Source organism: Aliihoeflea sp. 2WW (assembly GCF_000497755.1).
GTDB lineage: Bacteria > Pseudomonadota > Alphaproteobacteria > Rhizobiales > Rhizobiaceae > Aliihoeflea.
Window position 1 is genome coordinate 419,455 of sequence record NZ_AYOD01000035.1, and the last position, 23,276, is coordinate 442,730.

At 65.8% G+C, this 23,276-nt stretch carries 24 protein-coding genes; 11 read left to right on the forward strand and 13 right to left on the reverse strand.

Annotated elements, in window-relative coordinates:
- Nucleotides 1-27: 27 nt before the first annotated feature.
- From ALII_RS0116170 to ALII_RS22730, 4 genes are all read left to right on the forward strand, one after another.
- Nucleotides 28-528 (forward strand): 2Fe-2S iron-sulfur cluster-binding protein, encoded by a 501-nt coding sequence (locus ALII_RS0116170; protein ID WP_024588274.1) that lies wholly within the window; start codon nt 28-30, stop codon nt 526-528.
- Nucleotides 525-1,514, forward strand: coding sequence for a xanthine dehydrogenase family protein subunit M (locus ALII_RS0116175; RefSeq protein ID WP_024588275.1), 990 nt, complete (start codon nt 525-527; stop codon nt 1,512-1,514). The genes ALII_RS0116170 and ALII_RS0116175 overlap by 4 nt, the downstream gene beginning before the upstream one ends.
- Nucleotides 1,511-3,733 carry a xanthine dehydrogenase family protein molybdopterin-binding subunit gene (locus tag ALII_RS0116180; protein WP_024588276.1) on the forward strand — a complete coding sequence of 741 codons (2,223 nt, stop codon included), beginning with the start codon at nt 1,511-1,513 and terminating at the stop codon, nt 3,731-3,733. The genes ALII_RS0116175 and ALII_RS0116180 overlap by 4 nt, the downstream gene beginning before the upstream one ends.
- A 167-nt stretch (nt 3,734-3,900) precedes the next feature.
- On the forward strand, nt 3,901-4,068 hold the full coding sequence (locus ALII_RS22730; RefSeq protein ID WP_161632275.1) for a hypothetical protein: 168 nt from the start codon (nt 3,901-3,903) through the stop codon (nt 4,066-4,068).
- 71 nt (nt 4,069-4,139) lie between these two features.
- Here ALII_RS22730 and ALII_RS0116190 read toward each other — a convergent pair whose 3' ends face one another.
- The 8 genes from ALII_RS0116190 to ALII_RS0116225 form a co-directional block, all read right to left on the reverse strand.
- A complete protein-coding gene (locus ALII_RS0116190) occupies nt 4,140-4,547 on the reverse strand; it encodes a hypothetical protein (RefSeq protein ID WP_024588277.1) in 408 nt (135 codons plus the stop codon).
- A gap of 75 nt (nt 4,548-4,622) precedes the next feature.
- Nucleotides 4,623-5,447 (reverse strand): ferredoxin--NADP reductase, encoded by an 825-nt coding sequence (locus ALII_RS0116195; protein WP_024588278.1) that lies wholly within the window; start codon nt 5,445-5,447, stop codon nt 4,623-4,625.
- A gap of 187 nt (nt 5,448-5,634) precedes the next feature.
- Nucleotides 5,635-6,747: a 3-isopropylmalate dehydrogenase gene (gene leuB / locus ALII_RS0116200; protein ID WP_024588279.1), complete on the reverse strand. Its 1,113-nt coding sequence runs from the start codon at nt 6,745-6,747 to the stop codon at nt 5,635-5,637.
- 103 nt (nt 6,748-6,850) lie between these two features.
- A complete protein-coding gene (locus ALII_RS0116205) occupies nt 6,851-7,768 on the reverse strand; it encodes an alpha/beta hydrolase (RefSeq protein ID WP_024588280.1) in 918 nt (305 codons plus the stop codon).
- Nucleotides 7,769-7,808: 40 nt separating this feature from the next.
- On the reverse strand, nt 7,809-8,858 hold the full coding sequence (locus ALII_RS0116210; protein WP_024588281.1) for a class 1 fructose-bisphosphatase: 1,050 nt from the start codon (nt 8,856-8,858) through the stop codon (nt 7,809-7,811).
- A 93-nt stretch (nt 8,859-8,951) separates the two neighbouring features.
- Entirely contained in the window at nt 8,952-9,191 is a 240-nt protein-coding gene (locus ALII_RS0116215; RefSeq protein ID WP_024588282.1) for a DUF2798 domain-containing protein, read from the reverse strand.
- Between the two features lie 8 nt (nt 9,192-9,199).
- Nucleotides 9,200-9,805 (reverse strand): 3-isopropylmalate dehydratase small subunit, encoded by a 606-nt coding sequence (gene leuD / locus ALII_RS0116220; RefSeq protein WP_024588283.1) that lies wholly within the window; start codon nt 9,803-9,805, stop codon nt 9,200-9,202.
- Nucleotides 9,806-9,876: 71 nt separating this feature from the next.
- Complete coding sequence (locus ALII_RS0116225) at nt 9,877-11,043, reverse strand: FAD-binding oxidoreductase (protein WP_024588284.1); 1,167 nt, start codon at nt 11,041-11,043, stop codon at nt 9,877-9,879.
- Between the two features lie 89 nt (nt 11,044-11,132).
- On the opposite strand from ALII_RS0116225, the gene ALII_RS0116230 reads away from it, so the two are divergent.
- Both ALII_RS0116230 and ALII_RS0116235 read left to right on the forward strand, forming a co-directional pair.
- Nucleotides 11,133-11,999, forward strand: a complete 867-nt coding sequence (locus ALII_RS0116230; RefSeq protein WP_024588285.1) for a CoA ester lyase — start codon at nt 11,133-11,135, stop codon at nt 11,997-11,999.
- A 9-nt stretch (nt 12,000-12,008) separates the two neighbouring features.
- Nucleotides 12,009-12,215 (forward strand): DUF1737 domain-containing protein, encoded by a 207-nt coding sequence (locus tag ALII_RS0116235; RefSeq protein ID WP_024588286.1) that lies wholly within the window; start codon nt 12,009-12,011, stop codon nt 12,213-12,215.
- Here ALII_RS0116235 and ALII_RS0116240 read toward each other — a convergent pair.
- The 4 genes from ALII_RS0116240 to ALII_RS0116255 form a co-directional block, all read right to left on the reverse strand.
- Nucleotides 12,192-12,779: a hypothetical protein gene (locus ALII_RS0116240; protein WP_024588287.1), complete on the reverse strand. Its 588-nt coding sequence runs from the start codon at nt 12,777-12,779 to the stop codon at nt 12,192-12,194. The two genes, ALII_RS0116235 and ALII_RS0116240, sit on opposite strands and share 24 nt — an antisense overlap.
- Before the next feature lie 409 nt (nt 12,780-13,188).
- Nucleotides 13,189-14,403: a YeeE/YedE family protein gene (locus tag ALII_RS0116245; RefSeq protein ID WP_024588288.1), complete on the reverse strand. Its 1,215-nt coding sequence runs from the start codon at nt 14,401-14,403 to the stop codon at nt 13,189-13,191.
- Between the two features lie 245 nt (nt 14,404-14,648).
- On the reverse strand, nt 14,649-15,569 hold the full coding sequence (locus tag ALII_RS0116250) for a sulfurtransferase (RefSeq protein WP_024588289.1): 921 nt from the start codon (nt 15,567-15,569) through the stop codon (nt 14,649-14,651).
- Between the two features lie 153 nt (nt 15,570-15,722).
- Nucleotides 15,723-16,763, reverse strand: a complete 1,041-nt coding sequence (locus ALII_RS0116255) for a LacI family DNA-binding transcriptional regulator (protein WP_029660631.1) — start codon at nt 16,761-16,763, stop codon at nt 15,723-15,725.
- Nucleotides 16,764-16,973: 210 nt separating this feature from the next.
- On the opposite strand from ALII_RS0116255, the gene ALII_RS0116260 reads away from it, so the two are divergent.
- Genes ALII_RS0116260 through ALII_RS0116280 form a run of 5 tightly spaced genes read left to right on the forward strand, consistent with a single transcriptional unit; the run spans nt 16,974 to nt 22,701 of the window.
- On the forward strand, nt 16,974-18,032 hold the full coding sequence (locus ALII_RS0116260) for a sugar phosphate isomerase/epimerase (protein ID WP_024588291.1): 1,059 nt from the start codon (nt 16,974-16,976) through the stop codon (nt 18,030-18,032).
- Nucleotides 18,032-19,201, forward strand: a complete 1,170-nt coding sequence (locus tag ALII_RS0116265; protein WP_024588292.1) for a Gfo/Idh/MocA family oxidoreductase — start codon at nt 18,032-18,034, stop codon at nt 19,199-19,201. Before ALII_RS0116260 ends, ALII_RS0116265 begins: the two co-directional genes overlap by 1 nt.
- The gene (locus ALII_RS0116270; RefSeq protein ID WP_024588293.1) at nt 19,198-20,700 is read left to right on the forward strand and encodes a sugar ABC transporter ATP-binding protein; all 1,503 of its coding nucleotides are present in this window, start codon (nt 19,198-19,200) and stop codon (nt 20,698-20,700) included. The genes ALII_RS0116265 and ALII_RS0116270 overlap by 4 nt, the downstream gene beginning before the upstream one ends.
- Nucleotides 20,697-21,701, forward strand: a complete 1,005-nt coding sequence (locus ALII_RS0116275; RefSeq protein ID WP_024588294.1) for an ABC transporter permease — start codon at nt 20,697-20,699, stop codon at nt 21,699-21,701. The genes ALII_RS0116270 and ALII_RS0116275 overlap by 4 nt, the downstream gene beginning before the upstream one ends.
- Before the next feature lie 46 nt (nt 21,702-21,747).
- The gene (locus ALII_RS0116280) at nt 21,748-22,701 is read left to right on the forward strand and encodes an ABC transporter substrate-binding protein (protein ID WP_024588295.1); all 954 of its coding nucleotides are present in this window, start codon (nt 21,748-21,750) and stop codon (nt 22,699-22,701) included.
- A 50-nt stretch (nt 22,702-22,751) separates the two neighbouring features.
- Here ALII_RS0116280 and ALII_RS0116285 read toward each other — a convergent pair whose 3' ends face one another.
- Entirely contained in the window at nt 22,752-23,237 is a 486-nt protein-coding gene (locus tag ALII_RS0116285; RefSeq protein WP_024588296.1) for a DUF2306 domain-containing protein, read from the reverse strand.
- Nucleotides 23,238-23,276: the final 39 nt, after the last annotated feature.

Here is a 23,276-nt window from a genome sequence, read left to right on the forward strand (position 1 = left end):
TGCGCGCGGAACCACGAAAGGCAGCGGATGCACCCGTTACGACTGACCGTCAACGGCACGCCCCACGATCTGAAGATCGATCCAAGGGTGAGCCTCCTCGACCTCCTGCGCGAAAACCTTGCCATGACCGGCTCCAAGAAGGGCTGCGACCACGGCCAGTGCGGCGCGTGCACGGTGATCGTCAACGGGCGGCGGATCAATTCGTGCCTGTCGCTCGCCGTCGCGCATGAAGGCGACGAGGTGACGACGATCGAGGGCATGGCCGATGGCGAGGCGCTGTCGCCGCTGCAGGCCGCGTTCGTCAAACACGACGCGTTCCAGTGCGGCTATTGCACGCCGGGGCAGATCTGCTCCGCGACTGCTCTCCTGGACGAACTGAAGCGCGGTGAGCCAAGTGTGGTAACCAAGGAAAAGGTCGAGTTGATCGACGAGGAAATCCGCGAGCGCATGTCGGGCAACCTCTGCCGCTGCGGTGCCTACAACAACATCGTCGATGCGATCATGGAAGTTGCGGAGGCGCGGACATGACGCCGTTCAGCTATTCCCGCGTTTCCGACGACAAGGCGGCAGTCGCCGCCGCCAGTGCGAAGAACGCCAAATTCCTCGGTGGCGGCACCAATCTCGTCGACCTGATGAAGCACGAGATCGAGCGACCGGAGACGCTGGTCGACGTCTCGCGCCTGCCGCATGAGGAAATCGAAGAGACGGAGAACGGGCTGCGCATAGGCGCGGCGGTGACCAACAGCGCGCTTGCGGCCGATCCGGTGGTGCGGGAGAAATATCCGCTTCTCTCGACCGCACTCCTGTCGGGCGCGACGCAGCAATTGCGGAACCGGGCGACGACCGGCGGCAATTTCCTCCAACGCACGCGCTGCCAATACTTTTACGACACGCAGCGCGCCTGCAACAAGCGCGAACCCGGCTCGGGCTGCGACGCGATCGGCGGCCTGAACCGCTTCCACGCAATCCTCGGCGCGAGCGAGAACTGCATTGCCGTCCATCCGTCGGACATGGCAGTGGCGATGGTCGCGCTCGGCGCGGATATCGAGACGGTGCTGCCACAGGGCGGCGTGCGGACCATCCCGGCGGATGCGCTGCACCGCTTGCCGGGCGATACGCCGCATGTCGATCATCAGCTTGGCCAGGGCGAACTCATCACGCATGTCGTCCTGCACAAGGCGCAGGAATTCCAGATGTACCGCAAGGTGCGCGACCGCTCGTCCTACGCCTTCGCGGTCGTCTCGATCGGCATCGCCTTCGATCTTCTGGAAGGGCATTTCCTGAAAATCAGGATCGGCCTCGGCGGCGTCGCGCACAAGCCCTGGCGGGCAGCGCGGGCCGAGGAGGTGCTGGAAGGCAAGAAGCCTTCGCGGGCGCTGTTCGAAGAAGCGGCCGACGCCGAACTCGCCGAGGCGAAGGGGCAGGGCGACAACGATTTCAAGATTCCGCTGATGCGCCGGCTGATCGTCGCCAGCCTCACCGAGATGACGCAAAAGCAGGAGAAGGCGGCATGAGCGAACACGAGTTCAAGGGCCTGATCGGCCAGCCGCTCGACCGCGTCGAAGGCCCGCTGAAAGTGTCGGGACGGGCGACCTATGCCGCGGACTGGCGCGGCGACAAGCCTCACCTCATCGGCTTCATCGTGGAATCGCCGGTCGCGAAAGGACGCATCGTGTCCATCGATACCAAGGCGGCCGAGGCTTGTGCGGGCGTCGAGGCTGTCGTGACGCATGAAAACACGCCGAAGCAGATCCCGTTCGGCGAGCGCGCAAAAGGAGGCCGCTTCGCGCAATCGCATGCCATGATGCGAACCGACGCGATTCGCCATCTCGGCTATCCTGTGGCGCTTGTCGTCGCGCAAACATTCGAGCAGGCACGGCATGCCGCCTCGCTCGTCCGTTGCGAAATCGCGGCGGAAGATGGTGTCTTCAACCCCGAAAAGCACGAAGATCAGGCGGTCAAGCCGGACGAGCTGGACGGCACGCCCGAGGTCGACACCGAGGCGGGTGATTTCGAGGCCGAATATGGGAAGGCAGCGCATCAGGTCGAGGGCGAGTTCCACACGCCGAGCCAGCATGCCGCCGCGATGGAGCCGCATGCGACGGTGGCGCAGTGGGATGGCGACAAGCTGACCGTCCACATGTCGATCCAGATCCTCGGCGATGGGCGCAAGGCCTTCGCCAACACGTTCGACATTGACCCCGAGGACGTGCGAATCGTCTCGCCCTATATCGGCGGCGGGTTCGGCTCGAAGCTCGGCGTCCACAACGAGGCGATCCTCGCCGCGCATGGCGCAAAGCTGACGGGAAAGCCGGTGCGCATCGCGCAGCACCGCCGAAACGTCTTTTCCAACGGGCCGCACCGGCCCCGTCATCGGCAAAGGCTGAAACTGGGTGCCGACGCCAATGGCAAGATCGTCGCGATCGACCATGCCACCTTGTCGATCATGGCCCGCGACTACCCCTTTGCCGAGGCAGCCGCCTCGCCGACGCGCGCGAGCTATGCCACCAAGGCGATGCGCACCAGCCATCGCGTGGTCGAGGGCGACATTCCGAAGGCGGATTCGATGCGCGCGCCGGGTGAAGCGGTCGGGACGCTGACATTCGAGAGCATGATCGACGAGCTGGCGCATTCCTGCGGGGTCGATCCGGTGGAGTTCCGGGTACGCAACGAGCCGGAAAAGGACCCGCATTCGGGCAAGCCCTTTTCCACGCGCAAGATGCGCCGCTGCCTGCAGGAAGGCGCGGAGAAATTCGGCTGGAAGGGACCGGTTTCGCGTCGCGAAGGCGACTGGCTGATCGGTCACGGCATGGCTGCTGCCATCCGACCAAACCTGATGCAGGAGGCCGAGGCCGAAATCGAGCTTTCGACCGATGGTCATCTGACGGTGCGGCTCGACATGACCGATATCGGGACAGGCACCTATACGATCCTGACGCAGATCGCCGCCGAGGCGATGGGCGTTGCGCCCGAGCATGTGACGGTGAAGCTCGGCGATACGGATTTCCCCGAGACGTGCGGTTCGGGCGGCTCATTCGGCGCGGGTTCGACCGGCACGGCCGTGTTCGAGGCCGCCAAGGCGCTGAAGGACGATCTTCTCAAGCGCGCGGCCAAGGCCGACAGCGAGTGGAAGGGCACGAATTCGAAGGAGCTGCGGATCGATGGCGCGAACATCGCCCTCGGCAACCGCTCGCTGCCGATCGCGCAACTCGGCGACGGTTCGGGCGGAATTTCCGCCAAGGGCGCGGCGAAGCCGGGCAAGGAATACAAGACGATGGCGCAGTATTCCTACGGCGCGCAGTTCGCCGAAGTGGCCGTCGATGCCGTGACCGGCGAAATCCGGCTGCGGCGGCTGACCGGCGTCTTCGATGCCGGCCTCATCCTCAACGAAAAGACTGCCCGCTCGCAGCTCATGGGCGGCATGATCTTCGGCATCGGTGCGGCGCTGATGGAAGAAAGCCTGATGGACGAGCGCTATGGCGCGTTCATGAACCGTGACCTCGCCGAGTATCACGTGGCAGTCAATCGCGACGTGCCGCGGCTCGACGTTCACATGATCGAAGGCTTCGACGAGAACTCGAATCCGCTGGGCTCCAAGGGTATCGGTGAACTCGGCATCTGCGGCGCGGGACCGGCGATTGCCAATGCGGTGTTCGCCGCGACCGGCCATCGCGTGCGCAAATTCCCGATCCACATGGAAGATTTGCTCGAACATCTGCCAGCCATTGGCTGACCCAGGCTTTCGCCGACTGTTGCAGAGGCGCCCCATCCGGGCGCCTTTTGCGTCCGCAGCCCTGACTTTTGCGTGAAAAACGCGCTTCGGCGGTTTGAGGGCGGGATCATTCCGCCTATAGCTGCGTTTGAAGGCGACTAACATATGTTAAAAAGAGAGTGCCCGGCATGCTGGACACCCCCAAGCGCAATCAGGATCAGGATGCGGTCGGCGAACTCGGCTTCCTGATGACGCCGATCGAACAGGAAGCCGTGCCGACGGCTTTGACGACGCTTGCCGAAGAACTCGGCGACGCTCTCGTCATGCGCACGACCAAAAGCGTCGAGCCTGCCTGAGGCAAGATGCGGCGAAGCGGATTGCGGTATCCGCCATCACCGGCGCGACAAGGTCCGAACGTGAACTGTCGCTAGGCGGGATCGCCGAAGCGTCCGCGCGTCAGGCCTGCAGCAAGGGCTTGCTCGGCTCGTTCGTCGGGCAGCGCCTCATCCGATTCCTGGTAGGCATTGTCGTCGTCTTCCTCGAGCGATTCGAGCGGGCGGCCGTCATTCGGCATGTCCAGCGAATCGAGGGAAACCTCCTCGTTGCCGTTGGCCGGCGTCAGCCCGTCGGGAAGCGCGGTGGTCGCGCCGATCGCCTCGACGGCGGCATTCAAGAGGCTGCGCACCTCGTCGAGGATTGAGGCGCGGTCGTCGCTGGAGGCGGGGCCGAGCGGCAGGCCGACGCGGATTTCCGCACCATCGTCGTCGCGAAGGAAGACTTCTGCGGAACCGCCGTCACTGGCGGCGCGCGAGACGCGGATATCGTCGATTCTCATAATTGTTCTCCTTGAGCGTCAAGGAAAACGTGCGGTCCGATTGGCGGTTCCGCTGCCGACCCAAGTGGAATCCCGTCAGCCGACGAAGGCGCGCTCGACGACGAAATCGGCCGGCTTGTTGTTTGAGCCTTCCTCCAGCCCATGCGCCTCGACCAGCGCCTTGACGTCTTTCAGCATCGCCATCGAACCGCAGATCATGACGCGGTCCGTTTCGCGGTCGAAGGGCGCGCAGCCGACGATGCGGAAGAGGTCGCCATTCTCGATCAGCGTGGTGATGCGGCCCATCTGCGGCGAGGTCTCGCGCGTGGTGGTGGCGACATATCTGACGCGACCGGCCGTCAGTTCGCCGATCAGCGGGTCGTTTTCGAGAGAGGCGACGAGCTGGTCGCCATAGGCGAGATCGGCGACGTCGCGGCAGGTGTTGGTGACGACGATCTCGTCGAACTTCTCATAGGTTTCCGGATCGCGCAGGAGGCTCGCCCAGGGCGCAAAGCCGGTGCCGGTCGCGACCATCCACAGGCGCCTGGCCGGCGTCAGCGCGTCGAGCACCAACGTGCCCGTCGACTTGTGCTTCATCAGCACCGTGTCGCCCGGCTGGATCTTCTGCAGGTGCTGGGTCAGCGGGCCGTCGGCCACCTTGATCGAATAGAACTCGACCTCCTCGTCCCAGGCGGGGCTGGCGATCGAATAGGCGCGGAAGACCGGGCGCTCGGCATTGGGCAGGCCGATCATGACGAACTCGCCCGAGCGGAAGCGGAAGGCGGCCGGGCGCGTGATGCGGAAGGAGAACAGGCTGTCGGTGTAATGCGTGACCGAGACCACGCGCTCGGCATAGGTGTTCGCCGGGATCGGAAACGCGTGAGCCTCGTCGGTCGTCACGGCAAGTGCTGCGGTCTGCATGATCATCCTTGAGGCTGTTGTGAGGAGCGCTCGGGCGGCTTCGCGATCAAACGCGTGGCGGGCGCGGACAGTTGCCGTTGGAATAGCATTCCGGCCGATCAGGGGTCAATCGGCCGGAAAGGATCGCTTTGCCGCGGATCGCGCCATGCGCGACCTGTTTGTTTCGCCAAACCGGCGCGGCTTGGAATCAGGCCGAAGCGGCGCGGAATTTGGCCACGATGGCGTCGCCCATCTCGGAGGTCGAGACGGTGTCCATGCCTTCGGACGCGATGTCCTTCGTGCGGATGCCGTCGTCGAGCACGGCGGAGATCGCCGCCTCGAGACGATCGGCCTCGGCGATCATCTCGAAGGAATAGCGCAGGCACATGGCGAAGGAGGCGATCATCGCGATCGGGTTGGCGATGCCCTGGCCGGCAATGTCGGGCGCCGAGCCGTGGACGGGCTCGTAAAGCGCCTTGCGCTTGCCGGTCCTGGCGTCCGGTGCGCCGAGCGAGGCGGAGGGCAGCATGCCGAGCGAGCCGGTCAGCATCGCGGCGACGTCGGAGAGCATGTCGCCGAAGAGGTTGTCGGTGACGATGACGTCGAACTGCTTGGGCCAGCGCACGAGCTGCATGCCGCCGGCATCGGCCAGCATGTGGGTGAGCTTGACGTCGGAATATTTCGCCTTGTGGGTTGCGGTGACGACCTCGTTCCACAGGACGCCCGACTTCATGACGTTGCGCTTTTCCATCGAGCAGACTTCGTTGCGGCGGGTGCGCGCGAGCTCGAAGGCGACGCCGGAGATGCGCTCGATCTCGAACGTGTCGTAGACCTGCGTGTCGATGGCGCGCTTCTGGCCGTTGCCGAGATCGGTGATGGTCTTCGGCTCGCCGAAATAGACGCCGCCGGTCAGTTCGCGGATGATGAGGATGTCGAGGCCTTCGACGACTTCGGGCTTCAGAGACGAGGACTGCGCCAGAGCGGGATAGCAGATCGCCGGGCGCAGGTTCGCAAAGAGCTCCATGTCCTTGCGCAGGCGCAGGAGGCCCGCCTCGGGGCGCACGTCATAGGGCACGCCGTCCCACTTCGGCCCGCCGACGGCGCCGAACAGAACGGCATCGGCCGCCATCGCCTTTTCCATGTCGGCATCGGAGATGGACTGGCCGTGCGTGTCGTAGGCGCCGCCGCCGACCAGGCCTTCCTCGATCTCGAAGCCGGCACCCATCTCGTCGTTCATGACCGCGATCAGCTTGCGGACCTCGGCCATGGCCTCGGGGCCGATACCGTCGCCGGGGAGAAGAAGAAGCTTGCGCGATGCCATGAAGAACCTCCGATCGTGAAAGATTGCCCGGCACGCATGCGCCGCGACAGATTGTGTCGCCGTCGCTGATATTGCGCGAGCGCCGATCCGTCCAGCCTTTCCGTCAGCTACGGACTGGTCCAGACGCGGCCGCCGACGCCATCGTCCGGTTCTCGATCGCCTGGAGAAAGGCGCCGATCGCCTCGCGGCCGCCGTGACGGACGATGCTGAAATGATTGGCCTCGGGGAAGGTCTCGACGGACGCGAAGGTTGGATTTGCGGCGGCCAGTGCATGAGCAAAGGAGGGTGGCGTCACCGCATCGCGGCCGCCGGCCAGAAGCAGGATCGGCGCACGGATCTGCGGAATGCGCGACAGATTGTCGAGCCTTGTTCGCACGAGGAAGCCCGGCACGTAACCGGCCTGCTGGCGCACGGCGGCGAGGAAGTTCGACAGCGGCGCCTCGAGGATCACCGCCAGCGGATCGACCTGCGCGGCGGCATTGGCGGCGAAGGCGGAGCCCATCGAATAGCCGTAGAAGACCAGGCCGCTGCCGGCGAGATTGTCGGACCGCAGGCGCGCGACGAGGCCCTGGATGTCGCGGTGCATGTCGATCTCGCGCGGCAGGCCGGGATTGCCGCCATAGCCGCGATAGCCGACGAGGACGAGGCCGAACCCGTCCTCGACGCGCTCCACCAAGTGAGCGGGCTTGCGCAGAATGTCGCCGTCGCGGCCGGCGAAATAGACGATGACCGGCCGCCCTTCCTGCGGTGCGACGTACCAGGAGCGCAGCGTCAGGCCGTCATGGGTGCGCTGGTCGAGCGCGATCATCTCGCGGGCGCTGCTCATCTCCAGGATCGAGAAGGCGAGCCTCTGGCGAAAGAGGATGTGGTCCGGGATGAAGGTCAGCGCGGCGAGGACGGCGACGCCCAACGTGCCGAGCAGGGCGGCGAGGCGCGCCAGCGGTCGCACGCGGCGACAGCGCGCGAAAAGGGACTTGATGCGAAGAAGGGCGAGTTCGGGCAGGCGGCGGGCGATCGGCATGGCAGGGGTTTAAGCCCGGCGATGCCGATCGGTTCCCCGATCAGGCGCGCGGCGCGGCCGGTGCGGGGGTGGGCACGGCGTCCGCCTCGCGGTGGTAGTCGACGACGCGGGCGACTTCGTCGGGATCGCCGAGCACCACGCCGACGCGCTGGTGCAGCGCCGTCGCGTCGATGTCCATGATCCGGGTGCGCCCGTCATAGGCGGCGCCGCCGGCCTGCTCGATCAGGAACGCCATCGGATTGGCCTCGTACATCAGGCGCAGCTTGCCGGGCATCTCGGGTTTGCGGGCGTCCCAAGGGTACATGAAGATGCCGCCGCGCTTCAAAATGCGGTGGACGTCCGCCACCATGGAGGCGGTCCAGCGCATGTTGAAATTCTTACCGCGCGCGCCGTCCTTGCCGGCCAGGCACTCGTCGACATAGCGGCGCATTGGCGGGGCCCAGTGGCGGTAGTTCGACATGTTGATGGCGAATTCGGCATAGCCATTCGGCAGCTTGATGTCCTTTTGCGTCATGCGCCAGGAGCCCATGTCGCGGTCGAGCGCGAATTCGTAGACGCCGGTGCCGACGGTCAGTACGAGCAGCGTCTGCGGGCCATAGATGGCGTAGCCGGCGGCGACCTGCGTCGCGCCTTTCTGCAGGAAGTCGTGCTCGTCGATCTCGCGGCCTTCCGCGCCCGCCGGGGCCTTGAGGACCGAGAAGATGGTGCCGACCGAGATGTCGACGTCGATATTGGACGAGCCGTCGATCGGATCGAAGAGCAGGAGATACTCGCCCCGCGGGAAGCGGTTCGGGATCGCATAGATCGATTCCATTTCCTCCGACGCCATGGCGGCGAGGTGGCCGCCCCATTCATTGGCCTCGAGCAGGATTTCGTTGGCGATGACGTCGAGCTTTTTCTGGACTTCGCCCTGCACGTTCTCGCTGCCGAGATCGCCCAGCATGCCGCCGAGCGCGCCCTTGTTGACCGAATGGCTGATCGCCTTGCAGGCGCGGGCGACGATTTCGATCAGGAGGCGAAGCTGGCCGGGGAGTGCATCCTGCTGGCGCTGCTGTTCGACGAGAAAGCGGGTCAGGGTCTGGTTCGTCACGCGTGCGATCCTCGATTGGAGAGCTTTGGCGACGGTTTAGCCGTTTTTCGTGGCGGAACAAGGAAATCCGCCTTCAGGGGCGGTTTTCACGGTTCAGGCGGGCCGGACGATGACCCGCAGGATGCGCCGCACGAAGGGCGCGACGACGAGGACGGCGGGGAAGGCGACGGCCCAGGACGACATCCATGCCCGGAACCAGAGCGCCGCAAAGCCGGGCGCATCCACGCTCGCCACCAGCACCGTCGAGATGCCGGTGATGATGAAGGTCATGAAGAATGTGAGGAACAGGCCGAAGGCGACCGGCTCCAGACGCTTGGGGACAAAGGGCGCCATATGTGCGGTCAGGCCCAGGGACGGGTCTCGGCGTAGCTCTTCTCGAAGCCTTCGATCGACGGCGCCTTTTCCATCGTCAGGCCGATATCGTCGAGGCCGTTCAGGAGGCAATGGCGCTTGAAGGCGTCGAGGTCGAACTTGATCATGCCGCCGTCGGGGCCGCGGATCTCGCAGGCCTCGAGGTCGATCGTCAGCGTCGCGTTGGCGCCGCGCGAAGCGTCGTCCAGGAGCTTGTCGAGGTCTTCCGGGCTGACCGTGATCGGCAGGATGCCGTTCTTGAAGCAGTTGTTGTAGAAAATGTCGGCGAACGACGTCGAAATCACGCAGCGGATGCCGAAATCGAGCAATGCCCACGGAGCGTGTTCACGCGAGGAACCGCAGCCGAAATTGTCGCCCGCGACGAGGATCTGCGCATTGCGGTAGGCCGGCTTGTTGAGGACGAAGTCCGGGTTCTCGGTGCCGTCCTCGTTGAAGCGCATCTCGGCGAACAAGCCCTTGGAGAGGCCGGTGCGCTTGATCGTCTTCAGATAATCCTTCGGGATGATCATGTCGGTGTCGACATTGACGATGGGCAGGGGGGCGGCGACGCCCGTCAGTTTCGTGAACTTTTCCATCTTCCGAAGTCCATATTCGTTTCGATTGTTGCGCCTGCTTTACACAAAGCGGCGCGGCAACGCAAAGCCTCTCAGATCACGTTCAATTCGCGGAACGGCCGCCCTTCGGCGATGCGGGCGTAGCCGAAGGCGGTGCAGTCGATGGAGCGGTATTCGCCGTGGACGATCCATTCGGCGAGCGCCTTGCCGACGGCCGGCGCCTGCTGCAGGCCGTGGCCGGAAAAGCCGTTGGCGAAGAGGAAGTTCGCGACGTCGGGATGGGGGCCGATGACGGCGTTCTGGTCGAGGCTGTTGTAGTCGTAGTGTCCGGCCCAGGCGCGGCCGGGCTTCAGCGCCTCGAAGGCAGGGATGCGCGTGGCCAGGACCGGCCAGATTCTTTCTTCGAAGAGCGGCCAGTCGGGCTCGAAATCCGCGGGATCGGCCGGGCCGTCCGTCGCGGCGTCTTCGGCGCCGCCGGTGATGTAGACGGAGCCTTCGGGGCGGACATAGACGCCGGACGGATCGACGAGGAGCGGCATGTCGTCAAACCGATCCGCGGCTTCGAACACGAAGACCGAGCGCTTGCGTGGCTCGACGGGAAGCCCGAGGCCGGCAAGTGCGGCGACGTTTCCGGCATTGGGGCCGGCAGCGTTTATGACAAGGCCAGTCTCGATGGTGGTGCCGTTGGCGAGCGTGACGCCGGTGATGCGGTCGCCGCTGCGGGCGATGTCGGCGACGTCGCCCTTCACGAGGTCGATGTCGCGGGATTTGAGCGCGGTGCGCAGAAGGGCGAGCAAAGCGTGAGCGTCGAACCAGCCCTCGCCGCTCAACCCATAGGCGCCGGCGGCGACGCCATCGGCCGAGAGCCAGGCGAAGCGGGCTTCGAGTTCGGCGGCTGACAGGAGCGCGATGTCTGCGCCCTCGGCTATTTGCACGCGATGATTGGCGGCGAGGATGTCGCGGCCTTCATCGCTGGCAAGGATGAGATAGCCTTTTTCGCGGAAGGCGATGTCGGCCGAAGCTCCGAACCGGGCCTGAAGCTCGTGAAAGAACCGGAGCGTGAAGCGCGACAGGCGGATGTTTTCGGGGATCGAGAATTGCTGGCGGATGGAGGCGCAGGAGAGCGTCGTCGCGGCCTGCGCGAAGCTTGGGTCGCGCTCGATGACGGCGATGGTGCCGCGATAGCCTTCCTCGCGCAGGAAATAGGCGATGGATGCGCCGACGATCGCGCCTCCGACGATGACGATGTCGCGGTGCATGAATGGGTTCCCGTTTGGCAGGAAGGAATCAGGTTCGCACGGTGTGGGCAAGCCCTTGCAGTGACTGCGATGCTAAGCCACAAAGCGGCATGACCATGCGACCCAACCGCCCACGCCGCTCGGTGCTTTATGTTCCCGCCACAAACGCCAAGGCGCTCGCCAAGATCGCGACGCTTGCCTGCGACGCGGTGGTGATCGACCTCGAGGATGCGGTCGCGCCGTCGCAGAAGATCGAGGCGCGGGAGGCGGCGTGCCGGTTCATCGCGGAGCGGGGAGCGGGCGCGAAAGAGACTGTGCTGCGGATCAACGCGCTTTCCACCGAATGGGGGCGGGACGATCTGCGCGCCGCGCGCGAGGCTTCGCCCGATGCGGTGCTGCTGCCCAAGGTCGACGGGCCGCGCGACGTTCTCGACGCCGACCGGCTGCTCGATCGGGGCGATACCGAATGCTGGCTGTGGGCGATGATCGAAACGCCGCGCGCGATGCTCAATCTCGGCGCCATCGCCGAACTCGGGCGGGACAATGCGGCGCGGCTCGCCTGCCTCGTCGCGGGCACCAATGATCTCGTCAAGGATACCGGCGTGTTGGCCACCCCGGACAGGCGATACCTGACGCCTTGGCTGATGCAGATGGTGCTTGCGGCGCGCGCGGGCGGGCTCGACGTTCTCGACGGCGTGTCGAACGATTTTCGCGATCTCGACGCGTTCGGCGCCGAGTGCCGTGAGGGCGCGAATATGGGTTTCGACGGCAAAACGCTGATTCATCCCGCGCAGATCGATCCGGCCAATGCGGCGTTTTCGCCGAGCGAGGCGGCGGTTGCGGAGGCGCAAGCTATCCGCGCTGCCTTCGCCCTGCCGGAAAATCGCGACAGGGGCGTCATTTCGCTCGACGGAAAGATGGTCGAGCGGCTTCATCTGGAACAGGCCGAGCGGTTGCTCGCCAAGGCTGGAAAATAAGGAAGACCCATGCGGCTTTATCGATTGCTGACCGGACCCGACGATTCGAGCTTCTGCCACAAGGTATCGAACGCGCTCGCCAGGGGCTGGCATCTCCACGGCTCGCCGACCTATGCCTATGACGCGGAGGCCAAGGCGATGCGGTGCGGGCAGGCGGTGATCAAGGACGTGCCGGGCGTCGAATACGACCCGTCAATGAAGCTCGGCGAGCAGTAGCTCGGAGGTGACTTCGAGCGCGCGGTCTTCGCGCGCAGCGATGCCCTGCGGCGGCACGTGGGCGGCGAGGACGCGGTCGCGCTCGGCGATCAGGCGCGCGATTTCGTCCTCATAGGCGGCGAAGATCGCGGTCAGCCAGCGGTTCACGAGATAGGACGGGCGCGGCATCTGCATGTCGAAGCGGCGGGCGAGCGGGATCGTCGCTTCGGCGTCCAGCCAGTCGTCGCCGACCACCCACTGGTTGACCGTGAAGATGCGCAGGCGTTTTCCGTAAGCATCGACGCCGATGGCGGCGAGGTGATGGATCGGGCCCGCGATGCCGTCTGGCCGCAGGAAGCAGTGGAAATGGCCGTGCTCGGCCGCTCCCTCTTCCGCCGGGTGGCAGTGGTAGAACCATTGCGCGCCGGAGGCGGGGTCGAAGACGTCGCCTTGCGGGTAATGATCCCAGACCGTGACGCCGGATGCGTCGCGGAAGGTTTCCGTCAGGACGTTCTGCCCGCCCTTGGCGAGGATCGCTTCGCAAAAGGCGATCTCGTCGCGCGCGCGGGCTTTCGCGTCGGTCATCAGTCCACCACGAGGTCGGGCGCTTCCGCGTTCGGGTCCGGCAGGGGCGTCGGCGGCGGAGGCGGGGGCGCGAGTTGGGGTGCTTCTGCCTGTGGTGCGGCGGGCGGCGGTGGCGGTGCGCGCAGGGCCTGCGGTGCGGCGGCCGCGCATGGAGCGGCAGCGGCGCAGGGTGCTTGAGCGGGCGGCGGTGGAGGTGCGGCCAGCGGCGCGCCGGCAGCGCAAGGGGCTGCCGCTGCACACGGGGCTGCTGCCGCACATGGCGCTGCCGCGGCGCAGGGGGCGGCGCCGGTTTGGGCCTGACCCGCGACGGGCGCTGGTGCGCGCTGGACCGGATGGTTGACGTGATCGACGGCGATCGCCGCGGTGGCGGCGGCGAGGGCGGCGCCGAAGAGGACGGTGTTGCGGGCGCTCATTTCTTCGCGAATCCGTCGAGGCCGAAGAGGGGACGGGCCCAGACGCCGACCCATGAGCCGGCGAAGGCGGCGGCGAACCAGAGCCAGCCGTGAAGGCTGCCCGAGGCGATGCCGGAAAAGAGCGCGCCGATGTTGCAGCCGAAGGACAGCCGCGCGCCATAGCCCATCAGGATGCCGCCGATGGCGGCTGCCAGCATGGACAGGAACGGCACGGCGACCTTGGGCGCGAACTTGCCGGCGAGGCTCGCGGCAAGGCCGGCGCCGAGGATGATGCCGAAATTCATCACCGAGACGGTGTCGGCGAGGACGGAGGACGAGAGTGCGCGCTGCGGTCCCGGCCAGTTCCAGAATTCCCAGGTCTCGACCGGGATGCCGGCGACCTGCGCCGCCTTTGCGCCCCACAGGCCGAAGCCGAAGGTGACGGACCAGGGGTGGCCGGCAAGGAGCAGCGTCGCGATGTTGAGGAGCGCGAGCAGCACGCCAGCGCCGACGAGCGGCCAGGGGCCGGAGAGTATCCACGTCCAGCCGGGCCGGGCCGGCGCGGGCTCGGCTTCGAGATTGCCATGGGCGCGGTGCTCGATCAGCGCGGTCACCAGCGCGACGAGGCCGAGTGCGGCGAGGGTGGCGAGGATCGCCGAGCCGATGCCGATCTCGTTGCCGAGGCTGATGGCGGGCAGGGAAGGCTGCGCCAGCCACCAGGGAAGGTGCGCGGTGCCGATGACCGCGCCGACGATGAAGAAGGCCAGCGTGACGAGCATGCGCGAGGAGCCGCCGCCGACGGTGAACAGCGTGCCCGAGCCGCAGCCGCCGCCAAGCTGCATGCCAAGGCCGAAGATCGCGGCGCCGACGAGGACCGAGACGCCCACCGGGGCGGTCGCAGGCGCGAGCGCCTGGCCGCCGAGGCTGCCGGCGGCGAGAAGCGGGATCATCGCGACCGCCGCGACTGCGATCATCAGCATCTGCGCGCGCATGCCGCGTCCGCGCTTTTCGACGACCATGCGCCGCCAGCCGCCGGTGAAACCGAACGAGGCGTGGTAGAGCGTCGCGCCGAGAAGGCCGCCGAGGACGAAGAGCGAGGCCTGGCGCAGGTCGACCAGCCAGGCGATCAGCAGGAAGCCGGCGACGAGCGCGGTCGCCGCGACGAGCATCGGCGCGCGGTCGGGAATGGCGGGTGGCAGGTAGTTCGGGCGGGGAAAGGCGGCGTCGGTCATGATGTCCGGTTGGTCTCGGTCAAAAAGCGAATGCCCGGCGGGGCCGGACATTTAGCACATTCGGCTTGTTTGGCGGATTGGGCAAGGGAGGGGCCGTTAGTGCAGCGCCCCCTCCACCGCCTTCGGCGGTCCCCCTCCCCCGCTTCGCAGGGGAGGATTTAGGTCGCGGCCGTCCGCAACGGGGCTCCTCCTCCGTTTACGGGGGAGGTGGCCCGGAGGGCCGGAGGGGGCGTCGCGCGCCGCTCTTACGTACCCGACTTGTTCTCGACCGGGCGGCTTTCGTCGACGGTCCATTCGGCCATCGAGCCGTCATACATGGCGGTCTGCTTGTTGCCGAGCACTTCCGACAGGCCGAACCAGGCGATCGAGGCCCAGTGGCCGGTGTTGCAGAAGGCGATGTTTTCCTGGTCCTTGGCGAGGCCGACGGCGGTCGACAGGGCTTCGACGGTCTCGGGCTTGGCGAAGGTCGCGTATTCGGCGCTGTAGAGCTTGGAATGCTCGATGTTCACGGCGCCGGGAATGGTGCCTTCGGTGCGCACGACCGGGCTCTTCGACTTGCCCTCATACTGCTCGGCCGGGCGGCCGTCGACGAGGGTGACGCCGGCGTCGAGCGCGGCCTGGACCTCTTCGGTCGTGGCGAGGATGTCGTCATTGATTTCGGCGGTGAATTCGGCCGCTTCCGGCGTCGCGGCTTCCGCGACGCGCGGCAGGCCGGCGGCGTCGTACTGGCGCCAGCCGCCGTCGAGGATCGATACGGCGTCGTGGCCGAGATGCTTGAAGGTCCAGTAGACGCGGGTCGCGCCGCCGAATTCGGACGAATCCGTGCCCCAGGGCACGATGACGACATGGTCATCATTGTCGATGCCGAGCGAGCCGATCAGCTTGGTGATGTTCTCAAGCGGCGGAAGCTGGCCCGGGACGCCGTCGACTTCGGTGCGCCAGCCGGCCGAGGCATAGGGCGCGACGACGGCGTTCTCGATATAGGGCGTCTCGCCGAGGTCGGTGCCTTCGATCTCGTCGCGGATGTCGAGCACGACGACGTTCTCGCCGCCGGCATTGGTCTTCAGCCATTCGGCGGTGACGAGCGGCGTCACCTCTGCGGTCTGGGCGAAGGCGGGCGCGGCGGCGCCGAGTGCAAGGGTCATGGCCAGAGCTGCGATGCGCATTGCCGTCTCTCCTGAGAAAGTGAAATTTCCAGGCTCAATATAGGCGATGCAACGGCGCGGAGAGGGGTATGCGCCGTTCAATCTGCCGGCGTCACCGAGAATTTCGATCCGATTATCGGTCCGACTCGGGAATTGTTTTCCAACCCAGATGATTCAGCGCGGCGGAGCGGAGCTTTCGCGGGCGACGAGCTGGACGGGCAGGATATCGGATGCGCCGGTGGCGCTGCCGTTTTCGCGGCCTTCGGCGATGAGCGCCAGCAGCTTGCGCGCTGCCGTCTCGCCGATCAGCGCGCGGGGCTGGGCGATGGTGGTGAGCGAGGGGACGAAATGGGCGGCGATCTCGATGTCGTCGAAGCCGACGACCGAGACTTCGTCCGGCACGCGCACGCCCTTGTGGTGCAGTTCGCCGATGAAGCCGCAGGCCATTGCGTCGGAGGCGCAGAAGACAGCCGTCGGGCGGTCGTTCAGGGCCAGCCAGGCATGGGCGGCGGCGGCGCCGGAGGCGAGCGAGAAGTCGCCATCGAAGAACCAGTCCTGGCGGATCGCAAGGTCGAGTTCGGCGAGCGCGGCACGGGCGCCCTTCGCCCGCGTGATGGTCAGGATGTTGTCGGGCGGGCCCATCAGATGGCCGATGCGCGTATGGCCGAGGTCGGCGAGATGGCGGATGGCGAGCTTTGCGCCCTCCTCGTTGTCGATCGTGACGGTCGGGCGCGGATCAGCGTCGAGCCATTCGCAAGCGAAGACGATCGGCGGGTGGTGGTTCGGCGTGTCGCCGGCCGACAGGACGTCTTCGGGCAAATTGGCGTCGAGCACGATCAGCCCGTCGGCGCGGTTGTTGTGGAGATAGTCGAGAATGCGGTGCTCGGCATTCGGCGCCTGTCGCGTATCGGCGATCAGGACGTTGTAGCCGGAGGTCGCCATGGCGAAGGTGATGCCCGACAGGATCTGCGAGAAGAACGGATTGGCAAGGTTCGGGACGAGCACGACGATGCCGCCTGCCTGACGGCGGCGCAGATTGCGCGCGGCGTGATTGACCCGGTAGCCGGTTTCCTCGATCGCCTTCAGGACGATCGCCCGGGTATCGGCCGAGACGCGATCGGGCGCGGACAGCGCGCGGCTGACGGTGGCCGTCGAGACGCCCGCGGCATCCGCCACGTCCCTGATCCTCGGACTGTTCTGGGCAAACCCCTTCATCTTCTCTCCCGCCCTCATATGAAAGGGCTTGTGCAAGGCTTCGCCGCACTTGGCAATCGGCGATTTCAGCGGCGCGACGAAAGCCGCTTGTAATCCATTACATTCTCTGTTTTAGTTTCATGCAATCGATTACATCGCTGCAACGCAGCAGTTTTGCGCTGCAATTGCGAAAATCGGCAGACGGGCGTGGAGGCGTCCGGGAGGAGAGGCATGAAGACGATCAAGGGCCCAGCGCTCTTTCTGGCGCAGTTCGCAGGCGACGAAGCGCCGTTCAATTCCTGGGATTCGATCACCAAATGGGCGGCCGACACCGGCTATGCCGGCGTGCAGGTTCCAAGCTGGGACGCGCGCCTGATCGATCTCGACAAGGCCGCATCCTCCAAGGATTATTGCGACGAGTTTGCGGGCAAGGCGCGCGAGAACGGCGTCGAGGTGACCGAGCTTTCGACGCATCTGCAGGGCCAGCTCGTCGCCGTCCACCCGGCCTATGACGAAGGCTTCGATGGCTTCACCGTTCCGGCGATGCGCGGCAACCCCAAGGCGCGGCAGGAATGGGCGGTCGACCAGGTGAAGAAGGCGCTGACCGCGTCGAAGCATCTCGGCATCGGCGCGATGGCGTCCTTCTCCGGCGCGCTCGCCTGGCCCTACATGTATCCGTGGCCGCAGCGCCCGGCGGGTCTGATCGAGACGGCGTTCGACGAACTCGCGCGGCGCTGGAAGCCGATCCTCGACCATGCCGACGAATGCGGCGTCGACGTCTGTTATGAGATTCATCCAGGCGAGGATTTGTTCGACGGCACGACCTTCGAAATGTTTTTGGAGCGCGTCGGTAACCACCCCCGCGCGAACATGCTCTACGACCCGTCGCACTATGTCCTTCAGTGCCTCGACTATCTCGACAATATCGACATCTATGCCGAGCGCATCCGCATGTTCCACGTCAAGGATGCGGAGTTCAATCCGACCGGTCGGCAGGGCGTTTATTCCGGCTTTCAGCCCTGGGTCAACCGCGCCGGCCGCTTCCGCTCGCTGGGCGACGGGCAGGTCGATTTCGGCGCGGTGTTCTCCAAGCTGACGGCGAACGATTTCGACGGCTGGGCCGTGGTCGAATGGGAATGCTGCCTCAAGCACCCCGAGGACGGCGCGCGCGAGGGCGCGGAGTTCGTCAAGCACCACATCATCCGCGTGACGGAAAAGGCGTTCGACGATTTCGCCGATGGCGGGACCGACGAAGCGGCCAACCGGCGCATGCTGGGGCTCGGCGCATAATGGCGATCACCGGAACCTCCGAAAAACGCGCAGGGCCGATCCGGCTCGGCATGGTGGGCGGCGGCAAGGACGCGTTCATCGGCGCGGTACATCGCATTGCAGCGCGCATCGACGGCGAGTTCCAGCTCGTCGCGGGCGCGCTCTCCTCGACGCCGCAGCGGGCGCTGGAGTCCGGCCGTGCGCTTGGGCTCGACGACAAGCGCATCTATGGCTCCTTCCGCGACATGGCTTCACGCGAGGCGCGACGCAAGGATGGCATCGAGGCCGTCGCCATCGTCACGCCGAACCACATGCATTTTCCGATCGCGCGCGAATTCCTGAAGCGCGGCATTCACGTCATCTGCGACAAGCCGCTGACGTCGACGCTGGCGGATGCGAAGAAGCTCGCCAGGCTTGCAAGCGAGAGCGATGCGCTGTTCGTGCTGACGCACAACTATACCGGCTATCCGATGGTGCGGCAGGCGCGCGAGATGATCGCCAATGGCGACCTAGGCGCGATCCGCGTGGTGCAGGCCGAATATGCGCAGGACTGGCTGACGGAAGCCGCCGAAGAGACGGGCTCCAAGCAGGCGGCGTGGCGCACCGACCCGGCGCAGTCGGGCGCGGGCGGCTCGATCGGCGACATCGGCACGCATGCCTACAACCTCCTGTCCTTCGTGACCGGACTGAAGACCGAGGAGCTTGCCGCCGAACTGCATCGCTTCGTGCCGGGCCGGCGGGTTGACGACAATGCGCATATCCTGCTGCGTTTCGACGGCGGCGCGCGCGGGATGCTCTGGTCGAGCCAGGTTGCGCCCGGCTGCGAGAACGGGTTGAAGCTGCGCGTCTTCGGCGACAAGGGCGGCATCGAATGGTGCCAGGAAGAGCCGAACAAGCTCTGGTACACGCCGTTCGGCGAGCCGAAGCGCCTCATCACCCGCAACGGCGCTGGCGCGGGCGCGGCAGCGGCACGGGTCAGCCGCATTCCGCCCGGCCATCCCGAAGGCTATCTCGAGGGCTTTGCCAACATCTATGCCGAGGCCGCGCGCGCGATCCGCGCGAGAACGGCCGGTGAATCCGTGCCGGCCGACGTCGTCTATCCGACCGTCGAGGACGGCGTCGAAGGGCTGAAATTCATCGACGCCTGCGTTCGTTCGTCGGCAAAGAACGGGAGCTTCGTCAAGCTGTGAGCGGCACTCCGATCCTCGAGGCACGCGACGTTTCACGGTCCTTCGGGCCGATCGAGGTGCTGCACGAGGTCGGGCTGGCGCTGCATGCGGGCGAGGTCCATGCGCTGATCGGCGAGAACGGCGCCGGCAAGTCGACGATGATGAAGATCCTGTCGGGCTATCTGGCGCCGACCAAGGGCGAATTGCTGCTCGACGGCAAGCCGGTCGCCTTTTCGTCCAGCGAAGATGCCGAGGACCAGGGCGTCATCCTCATCCATCAGGAATTCAACCTCGCCGAGCAATTGAGCGTCGAGGAGAACATCTTTCTCGGTCGGGAACTGAAGCGCGGCTTCTTTCTCGACAAGAAGGCGATGCGGGCGGAGGCGGAACGGCTTCTGTCCGAATTGGAGACGCGGGTGAGCCCCAATGCCCGCGTCTCCGACATCTCCGTCTCCGACAAGCAGATGGTGGAGATTGCCAAGGCGTTGTCGCGCAATGCGCGCGTGCTCATCATGGACGAGCCGACGGCGGTGCTGACCAATCGCGAGGCGGCAGTGCTGTTCCGCCAGATCGAGCGGCTGAAGGCGACGGGCACCGCGATCCTCTACACCTCGCACAAGCTCGATGAAGTGGCGAAGATCGCCGATCGGATCACCGTCTTCCGCGATGGCGCGCGCGTCGCGGTGGCGGGCGCCGGGGAGATGAACGAGGACCAGATGGCGCAGGCCATGGTGGGCCGCGAACTCTCCAATCTGTTTCCGCAAAAGCATATCCCGGCCGATGGCGATGTCGTGCTTTCGGTGACGAATTTTTCGGTCGGGAACATCGTCCGCGACGCTTCCTTCGATCTGAAGCGCGGCGAAATTCTCGGCTTTGCCGGGCTCGTCGGCGCGGGCCGGACGGAGCTGATGGAAGGGCTGATCGGCGTGCGGGACGCGCAGGGCCGGGTCGAGGTCGGCGGCAAAGATATTGCGATCGGCTCGGTCAAGGATGCGCGGCGTGCGGGCATCGTCTACCTGACCGAGGATCGCAAGGGGCGCGGTCTCGTGCTGACGCAGGGAATGCGCGAGAATCTGACGCTCCTCGCGCTCGACCGGTTCGGCCGCTATTCGATCGACGCCAAGGCGGAAGACGCGGCTCTGACGAAGGCAATTTCCGAATTCGACGTGCGCGCACCAAGCCGCGACATCCGCGTCGGGAATCTTTCGGGCGGCAACCAGCAGAAGCTGCTTCTGGCCAAGACCATGCTGGCCGAGCCGGACATCGTCATCATCGACGAGCCGACCCGCGGCATCGACATCGGCACCAAACAGCAGATCTACGAATTCATCCAGAAGCTCGCCGCCTCGGGCAAGAGCGTGATCGTCATCTCGTCGGAGATGGCCGAGATCATCGGGCTCGCCCACCGGGTCGTCGTGATGCGCTCGGGCCGCATCACTGGCGTGCTTCAGGCTGACGAAATCAACGAGGACCAGATCGTGCGCCACGCAATGGGACTTGAAGGCAGGGCCGCAGCATGACCAGCGAAACCGCATCCGCCGCACCCGCCCGGTCGGGCCTGCGCATCGACTTCCACATCTGGGGGCCGGTCATTGCCCTGCTGGCGCTGATCGCGCTCGGCGCATTCCTCAACCCGAATTTCCTCAGCTACGGCAACGTCACCAACGTTCTCGCGCGCTCGGCCTTCATCGGCATCATCGCGGTCGGGATGACCTTCGTCATCACGTCGGGCGGGCTCGACCTCTCGGTCGGCTCGATGGCAGCCTTCATCGCCGGGGTGATGATCTTGGTGATGAACGCGCTGGTGCCGTCGATGGGCGTCGGCTGGGGCGTGATCCTCGTCGGCATGGCGGCGGCGCTCGTCGTCGGGCTCGTCGCGGGCCTCGTCAACGGGCTGCTGATCACACAGGCGCGGATTGAGGCCTTCATCGTCACGCTCGGCACGATGGGCATCTTCCGCTCGCTGATCACCTGGCTTGCAGACGGCGGCACGCTGTCGCTCGACTATGCGGTGCGCGAGGTCTACCGGCCGGTCTATTATGGCGGCATCCTGGGCGTCGCCTGGCCGATCATCGTCTTCGCGCTGGTCGCGATCCTGGGCGAGATCATCATGCGCAAGACGCCGTTCGGCCGGCACTGCGCGGCGATCGGCTCCAACGAGCAGGTCGCGCGCTATTCGGCCGTCCATGTCGACCGCGTCCGCCTGATGACCTACGTTCTGCTCGGCGTTCTCGTCGGCGTCGCGACCATCATGTACGTGCCGCGCCTCGGCTCGGCCTCGAGCTCGACCGGCGTTCTGTGGGAACTGGAGGCGATCGCTGCCGTCATCATCGGCGGCACGGTTCTCAAGGGCGGTTTCGGCCGTGTGTGGGGCACCGTCGTCGGTGTCCTCATTCTCAGCCTGATCGGCAACATCCTCAATCTCGCGAACCTGGTCAGTCCCTATCTCAACGGGGCGATCCAGGGCGTGATCATCATTTTGGCCGTCGTCCTGCAACGCCAGCGCAAGGCGGAACGGTGACGGGCAAAAGCGCTCGAAAAGCAGAGCTAACCAAGGGAGAGAGACCATGAAACTGAAAGCATTGGCCGGCGTATTGGCGCTCGGCGTCGCATTTGCCACCCCGCTCTACGCGCAGGACGCCGAGACGGCCGTGATCGGCGTCTCGATCCCGGCGGCGACGCATGGCTGGGCCGGCGGCATGAACTTCCACGCGCAGGCGACCATCGACGCGCTGGAAGAGCGCTACGAAAATCTCGACTTCGTCCTGTCGACGGCCTCCGATCCGGGCCAGCAGGTCTCCGATATCGAGGACATGATGGCGACGCGCAACATCGACGCGCTGGTCGTCCTGCCGTTCGAATCCGAGCCGCTGACCGGCCCCGTCGCGCGCGTCAAGGAAGCCGGCAAGTGGGTGACGGTCGTCGACCGCGGGCTCAGCCAGGAGAACATCGAAGACCTTTACGTCGCCGGCGACAATCCGGGCTTCGGACGCGTTGCGGGCGAGTTCTTCAAGGAGAAGCTGCCCGAGGGCGGCAACATCATCGTCCTGCGCGGTATTCCGACCACGATCGACAATGAGCGCGTCGAGGCCTTCGAGGCAGCCATCGAGGGCTCGGGCATCGAGATCGTCGGCATGGAGCACGGCAACTGGAACCGCGACGACGCTTTCGAGGTCACGCAGGATCTGCTGTCGCGCAACTCCGACGTGGTCGCCGTCTGGGCTTCCGATGACGACATGGCCGTCGGCGCCATCGAGGCGATCAACCAGGCGGGCCGCGAAGGCGAGATGTGGGTGCTCGGCGGCGCCGGCATGAAGGAGATGATCCAGCGCGTGATGGACGGCGACGAGATGGTCCCGGCCGACGTGACCTATCCGCCGGCGATGATCGGCACGGCGATCGAGCTGACCGCGCTGAACTTCGTCGGCAATGCACCGGTATCGGGTACCTTCATCATCGGCTCGGTCCTGATCACCGCCGACAATGCGGAGCAGTACTACTATCCGGATTCGCCTTTCTGATCCCATGCGGCGGATCTGATGAAGGGGCGGTCCTTGCGGGCCGCCCTTTTTCATATCTGCGTCCGTTGCGAAGATCGGTAGGTCCAAAACGCGCAGACGCATATCACGATTGCCAGCACCGCCGCCCAAGAGCCGTCAAGGTCGGTCAGCATGACCTCGTGCATCAGCCGGCCGGGCAGGAAGGTGAAACCGCCGGCGACGATCAGGCCGCCGAAGAACGTCCCCTGCATGGTTCGGCGATGGGCGACGATGCGCCGTTGCCGGGCAAGCCGGACGCCGCCGGCCAGGAACCAGAGCGTGGCGAGCGAAACGAGGTGGATCGGACTCCAGGGACCGAAGACGCGCAGTTCGTGGATGAAGAAGGACGACAGCGCGACGATGACCATGAGTGCAACCCAGACGCGGCCGCCAAGCCTGTGCAAGCGGTCCCCCTTGCGGCGGAAGAGCACGACCGACCCCAGGGCGAGCGCGCCCGTCGCGGCCGCGACATGAAGCTGGATGGCGAAATCGGCCTGGGCGAGCGGTTCGAGGTTCAAGACGGCGTCTCCTGTTCTGCCGGGCATCGAATGGCTTGA